Origin of the sequence: Streptomyces sp. NPDC097107 (assembly GCF_044762405.1) — a bacterium.
GTDB lineage: Bacteria > Actinomycetota > Actinomycetes > Streptomycetales > Streptomycetaceae > Streptomyces > Streptomyces thinghirensis.
Genome location: NZ_JBIWEF010000002.1, coordinates 716,968 through 722,967 on the forward strand (window position 1 = coordinate 716,968; position 6,000 = coordinate 722,967).

Below are 6,000 nucleotides of genomic sequence, written 5' to 3' on the forward strand. Positions count from 1 at the left end.
TGACGACGGAAGGAGCGGGGAGAGATATTCATCGCATGGTGAATTACTCTCCCGTCCCGCCCGGGGAGGCCGGCGGCGAGTCCGCCCCACCCGCGGTCCACGCCGCGGACGTCACCGTCGTCCGCGGCCCCCGCACCGTCCTGCGCGGCCTCGGCTTCACCGTCCCGCGCGGCCGGATCACCGGCCTCCTCGGCCCCTCCGGCTGCGGCAAGTCGACGCTGATGCGGGCGATCGTCGGCACCCAGGCCAAGGTCACCGGCACCCTGGACGTCCTCGGCCACCCCGCCGGCCACCCGGCCCTGCGCACCCGCATCGGCTACGTCACCCAGGCCCCGTCCGTCTTCGACGACCTGACCGTCCGCCAGAACCTGGACTACTTCGCCGAGATCCTCGACCCCGGCCGTACGGCCTCCGGCCGTCGCCGCGAGGACGTCACGCGCGTCGTCGCCGACGTCGACCTCACCACCCACGCCGACGCCCTGGCCGGCAACCTCTCCGGCGGCCAGCGCAGTCGCGTCTCCCTCGCCGTCGCCCTCCTGGGCGCCCCCGAACTCCTGGTCCTCGACGAACCCACGGTCGGCCTCGACCCCGTACTCCGCCGAGACCTGTGGACCCTCTTCCACTCCGTCGCCGCCGACCGCGGCGCCACCCTCCTCGTCTCCTCCCACGTCATGGACGAGGCCGAGCGCTGCCACCGCCTCCTCCTGATGCGCGAGGGCGAGGTCCTCGCCGACGGCACCCCCGACGCCCTGCGCACCCGCACCGGCTCCGAGACGGTCGAGGAAGCCTTCCTCCACCTGGTCGACGAGGCGAAGGCGAAGGCGGCGGCCCGCACGAAGGAGACCACCCGATGACCACGCCCAAGGCCCCCGCGCCCCCCGCACCCGCGCTCACCCCGGCACGCACCCGCCCCCTGAGCCTCTCCCGCACCACAGCCACCGCGACCCGGGTCCTGCGCCAACTGAGCCACGACCCCCGCACCATCGCCCTGCTGATGCTGACCCCCTGCGTGATGCTCTTCCTGCTGCGCTACGTCTTCGACGGCAGCCCGCGCACCTTCGACAGCATCGGCGCCTCGCTCCTCGGCATCCTCCCGCTGATCACGATGTTCCTGGTCACGTCCATCGCGACGCTGCGCGAGCGCACCTCCGGCACCCTGGAACGCCTCCTCGCCATGCCGCTCGGCAAGGGCGACCTCATCGCCGGCTACGCCCTCGCCTTCGGTGCCCTCGCCATCGTCCAGTCGGCCCTGGCCACCGGTCTGACGGTCTGGTTCCTGGGCCTGGACGTCACAGGCAGCCCTTGGCTCCTCCTCCTGGTCGCCCTGCTCGACGCCCTCCTGGGCACCGCACTCGGCCTCTTCGTCTCGGCCTTCGCGGCCTCCGAGTTCCAGGCGGTCCAGTTCATGCCGGCGGTGATCTTCCCCCAGCTCCTCCTCTGCGGCCTGTTCACCCCGCGCGACAGGATGCACCCGGCCCTGGAAGCCGTCTCCGACGTACTGCCGATGTCCTACGCGGTCGACGGCATGAACGAGGTCCTCCGCCACACCGACATGACCACCGCCTTCGTACGGGACGCCCTGTTCGTCGCGGGCTGCGCCCTCCTGGTCCTGGCCCTGGGCGCGGCAACGTTGAAGCGCCGAACGCCGTAACAGCCCGTCCGGCGCTTGAGGACGAGGCCGTCCAGGCCGACAAGGGGGGTCTGAGGGCGCAGCCCCAGGGACGGGAAGGGAAGGGAAGGGAAGGGGTGGCGGGGGCGAGACCACTCCACGGCACCCATCACCACGTCCCGCCCACCGGACGCCCCACCCCGCCCACCTTCGCGAATGCGAGGATGACGACGGACGACACACCGCAGACAGGGCACCGGAGGGTACCGAACGCCATGACCCAGAAAGTCGCAGTCCTCGGCACCGGCAAGATCGGCGAAGCCCTGCTCAGCGGAATGATCGGAGCCGGCTGGTCCCCCTCCGACCTCCTGGTCACCGCCCGCCGCCGGGAACGGGCCGAAGAACTCCGCGCCCGCCACGGAGTCACCCCGGTCACCAACGCCGAGGCCGCCAAGTCCGCCGACACCCTGATCCTCACGGTCAAACCGCAGGACATGGGCACCCTCCTCGACGAACTCGTCCCGCACGTCCCCGCCGACCGCCTGGTCATCAGCGGCGCCGCGGGCATCCCGACCGCCTACTTCGAGGAGCGCCTCGCCCCCGGCACCCCGGTGGTCCGCGTCATGACGAACACCCCCGCCCTCGTCGACGAGGCCATGTCCGTCATCTCCGCCGGCACCCACGCCACCGCCGACCACCTCACGCACACCGAGGAGATCTTCGGCGCCGTCGGCAAGACCCTCCGCGTCCCCGAGTCCCAGCAGGACGCGTGCACCGCCCTCTCCGGCTCCGGCCCGGCGTACTTCTTCTACCTGGTCGAGGCCATGACCGACGCCGGCATCCTCCTCGGCCTGCCGCGCGACAAGGCCCACGACCTGATCGTCCAGTCCGCGATCGGCGCCGCGACCATGCTCCGCGACAGCGGCGAACACCCGGTCAAGCTCCGCGAGAACGTCACGTCCCCCGCCGGCACCACCATCAACGCCATCCGGGAACTGGAGAACCACGGCGTCCGCGCCGCCCTCATCGCCGCCCTGGAAGCCGCCCGGGACCGCAGCCGCGAACTCGCCTCCGGCACCAAGGACTGACCAGGCATGGCCGGGACCGACGGGGCCTGACCGGGACCGACGGGGCCTGACCGGGACCGACGGGGCCTGACCGGGACCGACGGGGCCTGACCAGGACCGACAGGGCGTGCCCCGGCGTCCCACCCGGGCGCGGGGCTCACTTCGCCGCCGCCACCACCTCCTCCGTCGCCACCACCGTCGCGAACCCGCCCCCGTGCAGCGACACCGCCGACGCCCGCGCCAGCTCGTCCGCGCTCTGCCGCCAGCCGAAGGGCCCCTCCAGACCGAAGGTGTACGTGGCGTCGAACGCGACGACGACCTCGTACCCGAGGTTCCCACCCATCCGTGCCGTCGTCTCGACGCACATGTTCGTCTGGATCCCGGTCAGTACGACCTGCGAGATCCCCGCCTCCCGCAGCCAGGCCCCCAGGTCGGGCGTCCCGAGGAACGCCGAGTTCACGCTCTTGGTGACCAGCAGCTCGGCCCCGCCCCCCTTCCCGCGACGCCCCTCCACGTACTCCTTGAACCCGTTGCCCTCGTATCCCGCCCGCAACGGCGACCCGGGCTTGACGGAGTCGTGCCGTACGTAGACGACCGGCCGCCCGGTCGACTGCCACACGTCGATGAGGGCGGCGATGTTGTCGTCCGCCGCCGGATTGTTGCGCGCACCCCAGAAGTCGACCTCCTCGAAGCCCTTCTGCACGTCCACGACCAGCAGTGCTGCGTTCTCAGCGATGTCCATGCCCTCGATCGTGCCGCCAGGCAGCTCCGGGCCCCAGGGGTACAGAAGTCAGCGATCGATGCTTTACTGCCACTCATGGCAGCCCCCTACCGCGTCGCCCTCGTCGCCTTCCCCGGCATCCGGGCCTTCGACGTCTCCGTCATCACCGAGGTCTGGGGCACCGACCGCACCGACCGCGGCGCCCCCGCCTTCGACCTGCGCCGGGTCGCCGCCGACGGCACCACCGCCGTCCCCATGCGCGGCGGCCTCGCCCTCCACCCCGACCGCACCCTCGACTGGCTGGACGGCGCCGACCTCGTCCTGGTCCCCGGCCTCGACGACCACCTCACCCCGGCCCCCGCCCCGGTCCTCGACGCCCTCCGCCGCGCCCACGCCCGCGGGACGACCGTCGCGGCCCTGTGCGGCGGCGCCTTCACCCTCGCCCAGGCCGGCCTGCTCGACGGCCGCCGAGCCATCACCCACTGGCGACTGACCGACCTCCTGCGCACCCGGCACCGCCGCGTCACCGTCGTCCCCGACGCCCTCTTCATCGAGGACGACAACATCTGGACCGCCGCCGGCACGGCCGCCGGCATCGACCTCTGCCTCCACCTGGTCCGCCTGGCCCACGGCGCCGAAGCCGCCGCGACCATCGCCCGCTCGATGGTCACGGCCCCCTTCCGCACCGGCACGCAGGCCCAGTTCATCGAGCACCCCACACCCCGGGCCGCCCGGGACGCCGACGCCCTCGCCGCCGTCCGCGAACACGCCCTGCGCCACCTCCACGAGCCGCTGACGATCGCCGACCTGGCCGCCCGCGCCGGCATGTCCCCCCGCTCCTTCGCCCGTCACTTCACCGCGGCCACCGGTACGACCCCACTGCGCTGGCTCCTGGACCAGCGCATCGCCGCAGCCCAGAAGCTCCTCGAACGCACCGACCTGCCCATGCCCGAGGTCGCCCGCCGCTCCGGCTTCGGCAGCGAGGTCACGATGCGCCAGCACTTCGCATCGCGCCTCGCCACCAGCCCCCGCGCCTACCGGGCCGCGTTCACGGGAGGCAGCAACCCGATCGCCCGGTAAGCGGCGTCCACGGTCGGCCGAGCCATGGCCCGGGCCTTCTCCGCACCCTCCCGCAGCACACCCTCCACATACCCGGGGTCCGCGCACAGCTCCTTGTGCCGCCCCTGCACCGGCCGCAGCACTTCGACGACGGCCTCGGCGGTGTCCTTCTTCAACGCGCCGTACGAGTAGTACCCACCCGCCAGCTCCGCCGGATCCCCGCCCGTGCAGGCGGCGAGAACCTCCAGCAGGTTCGCGAGCCCCGGCCGTGCCTCCCGGTCGTACACGACCTCGCGTCCGTTGTCGGTCACAGCCCGCATGATCTTCTTCCGCACCACGTCCGGCTCATCCAGCAGATAGACGATGCCCGGCCCGACGTCGTCGCTCTTCCCCATCTTCGACGCCGGCTCCTGCAGATTCATCACCCGAGCCGCCACCGCGGGGTTCGTCGCCCGCGGCACCACGAACGTGTGCCCGTACCGCTGGTTGAACCGCACCGCGAGATCCCGAGCCAGCTCCACGTGCTGCGTCTGGTCGTTCCCGACCGGCACGTCGTCCGTCCCGTACGCCAGGATGTCGGCCGCCATCAGCACCGGATACGTCAGCAGCGACAGCCGCACACTCCCGCCCCGCTCCCGCTCCCGCGCGGCCTTCTCCTTGTACTGGATCATCCGCCGCATCTCCCCGTCGGTGGCGACGCACTCCAGTACGTACGACAGCCGGGCGTGCTCGTCCACGTGACTCTGCACGAACACGGTGCACAGCTCCGGATCCAACCCCGCCGCCAGCAGCAACGATGCCGCCTGCCGGCTGAGTCTGCGCACCCGCGCCGGATCGTGGTCCACGGTCAGCGCGTGCAGATCGACCACGCAGAACAGGGCGTCCGATCGGTGCTGGTCCGCCGCGGCCCACCGCCGCATGGCTCCCAGATAGTTCCCCAGCGTCAGATGCCCGGTCGGCTTGACCCCACTGAAGACCCGCGTCATCTCTCCACCTCCTGGTCAGGGCCGCCGCCACCCGCCGGCCGCCCCCTCCTGGAGGGAGATACGAGAACGGCCGCCGAAGCGGCGGCCGTTGAGTGCATACGTGAGTACGGCCGCCGTCAGGCGGCCCACCAGAGCCCGGTGCACGTACGCGTCGTCATGCTCCCCACCGTACGCGTGCGGAGGCCGTCCGGCCCGGCATTTGACACGCTCGACCCGCGCTCGTAGTGTTCTCCGAGTTGTCCGACGTGAGCGCCGACCCCGGTCGGTCCCCGGACAGCGATTCCGCACGTACCAACCACTCCTCGACGAACAGTCGCGCTGTCGGCGTCGTCGTATTGTCGGTGCGCGTATTTACGGAATGAGGAATCCAGGTCCACCAGGACGCGGCCACCGATTAGCTCGGGAGCCGGGAATCCGCTAGAGTCTCACCTCGTTGAAACGGCCCAACAGCCGCGAAGACAACCCCCTCTGACGGGGAATCAGAGCCCGAAAGGATCTGATAGAGTCGGAACCGCCGGAAAGGGAAACGCGAAAGCGGGAACCTGGAAAGCACCGAGG

General features: G+C 71.6%; 6 protein-coding genes. 4 read left to right on the plus strand and 2 right to left on the minus strand.

Annotated elements, in window-relative coordinates:
• Nucleotides 1–35 precede the first annotated feature (35 nt).
• The 3 genes from ACIQ1J_RS07055 (at nt 36) to proC (ending at nt 2,697) form a co-directional block, all read left to right on the plus strand.
• Nucleotides 36–854 carry an ABC transporter ATP-binding protein gene (locus tag ACIQ1J_RS07055; protein ID WP_403554770.1) on the plus strand — a complete coding sequence of 273 codons (819 nt, stop codon included), beginning with the start codon at nt 36–38 and terminating at the stop codon, nt 852–854.
• Nucleotides 851–1,651: an ABC transporter permease gene (locus ACIQ1J_RS07060; protein ID WP_403554772.1), complete on the plus strand. Its 801-nt coding sequence runs from the start codon at nt 851–853 to the stop codon at nt 1,649–1,651. The genes ACIQ1J_RS07055 and ACIQ1J_RS07060 overlap by 4 nt, the downstream gene beginning before the upstream one ends.
• 233 nt (nt 1,652–1,884) lie before the next feature.
• Entirely contained in the window at nt 1,885–2,697 is an 813-nt protein-coding gene (proC, locus tag ACIQ1J_RS07065; RefSeq protein ID WP_403554774.1) for a pyrroline-5-carboxylate reductase, read from the plus strand.
• A 136-nt stretch (nt 2,698–2,833) separates the two neighbouring features.
• Here proC and ACIQ1J_RS07070 read toward each other — a convergent pair whose 3' ends face one another.
• Entirely contained in the window at nt 2,834–3,418 is a 585-nt protein-coding gene (locus ACIQ1J_RS07070; RefSeq protein WP_403554776.1) for a cysteine hydrolase family protein, read from the minus strand.
• Nucleotides 3,419–3,493: 75 nt separating this feature from the next.
• On the opposite strand from ACIQ1J_RS07070, the gene ACIQ1J_RS07075 reads away from it, so the two are divergent.
• Complete coding sequence (locus tag ACIQ1J_RS07075; RefSeq protein ID WP_403554778.1) at nt 3,494–4,477, plus strand: GlxA family transcriptional regulator; 984 nt, start codon at nt 3,494–3,496, stop codon at nt 4,475–4,477.
• On the opposite strand, the gene trpS is transcribed toward ACIQ1J_RS07075, so the two are convergent.
• A complete protein-coding gene (gene trpS / locus ACIQ1J_RS07080) occupies nt 4,432–5,442 on the minus strand; it encodes a tryptophan--tRNA ligase (protein WP_403554780.1) in 1,011 nt (336 codons plus the stop codon). The genes ACIQ1J_RS07075 and trpS overlap by 46 nt on opposite strands.
• Nucleotides 5,443–6,000: the final 558 nt, after the last annotated feature.